The sequence below is a fragment of the Sphingomonas azotifigens NBRC 15497 genome, from assembly GCF_002091475.1.
Classification (GTDB): domain Bacteria; phylum Pseudomonadota; class Alphaproteobacteria; order Sphingomonadales; family Sphingomonadaceae; genus Sphingomonas; species Sphingomonas azotifigens.
The window spans coordinates 1-1,059 of record NZ_BCTR01000115.1 but is presented as its reverse complement, the minus strand read 5'-3'; the positions used below and the strand labels follow the sequence as shown (position 1 = coordinate 1,059).

Sequence of the window (1,059 nt, the reverse complement as noted above, 5' to 3'; positions counted from 1 at the left end):
CTGCGGCGTACACCTCGCCCGGTTTGACCGGGCGAGGTGTGGCATCGCTCATGGCTGTTCGCCCCGCTCCGCCCGACCGAGCGCGATCAGCACGCGGGCGACGGTCTGCTCGACCTCTTCTACTGTGCAGCCATGCAATTCGGCCGTTTCCACGTAATCACGGTCGTCGAATCTCACCGATCCGAAGATCGCCCGGTCGCGCTCGGGAAGTGCCCGGAACGCACGACGCATCCGCCGCAGACGAAGCCAGCGCATCATTGGACCGCCTCCTCGTCCGACGTGAAGCCGAGCAGGTAATCCGCCGCCTTGCTTGCAGCGCTCGCCGCCCGGAAGATCGCCTTTTCGTCCTCGCGCAGCACCGCCAGCCAGCTGCCAATATAATCGGCATGCCGCACGGTTGGCCGGATCGCCAACGATGCGCAGGTAAACGCGCTTGCCATCTCGGCGACCAGCTCCTCCCGGCTATAGGCTGGGCTGCCGAATGCGCCGGATTGGTCGCGGTCGAGCCGCGATCGATGCCCGGTCCAATGCCCCAGCTCGTGCAGCACGGTGCGATACCAGTTGATGCGGTCGTAAAACGCCAGCTGCGGCGGCACCGGGACATAGTCGCCGCCCGGGCTGTAATAGGCATCCCCACCCCCGATCCGGATATCCGCCCCGCACGCTTCCATCAGCGCATGCGCAGCCTGAATGCGGTCGGCCTCGGCCACAGATTCGCCCTGCTGCACCGCAGTCAGTCGCTCGGGCAATCCCTCGCACTGGTCGACATTGAACACGGTGAACCGCTTCAGAAACGCCAGCTGCCGCGCCTCGCGATCCTCGTCGCGCGCCCGCTCGGCCTCGTCCTTGGGCGTGAAGCGATCCGCATAACATATCGTCGTGCCCCGCTCACCCCGCCGCACGGTGCCTCCGGCCGCCTGGGCCTGTCGAAAGGTCAGCCAGCGCTGCGAGCCATACCGCCCCTCGATCACCGCCGCCCAGAGGATCAGCACATTGATCCCCGAATAGCGCCGCCCGGTCACGGCATTGGCAGGCATTGTACAGCCGCACGCCGCGGCG

2 protein-coding genes are annotated in these 1,059 nt (G+C 66.8%); both read right to left on the bottom strand.

Going from position 1 to position 1,059, the window contains the following annotated elements; genetic code table 11:
• Positions 1-48: 48 nt before the first annotated feature.
• Positions 49-258 (bottom strand): sigma factor-like helix-turn-helix DNA-binding protein, encoded by a 210-nt coding sequence (locus SAZ01S_RS22985; RefSeq protein WP_084584655.1) that lies wholly within the window; start codon positions 256-258, stop codon positions 49-51.
• Positions 255-1,059, bottom strand: an 805-nt coding sequence (locus SAZ01S_RS22980) for an ArdC family protein (RefSeq protein ID WP_139810215.1), incomplete at its 5' end; no start/stop codon positions are given. The genes SAZ01S_RS22980 and SAZ01S_RS22985, both read right to left, overlap by 4 nt.

What these genes read in the sequence shown, in the direction of transcription:
- SAZ01S_RS22985 (WP_084584655.1), bottom strand. Translation starts at nt 258, where the DNA reads ATGATGCGCTGGCTTCGTCTGCGGCGGATGCGTCGTGCGTTCCGGGCA.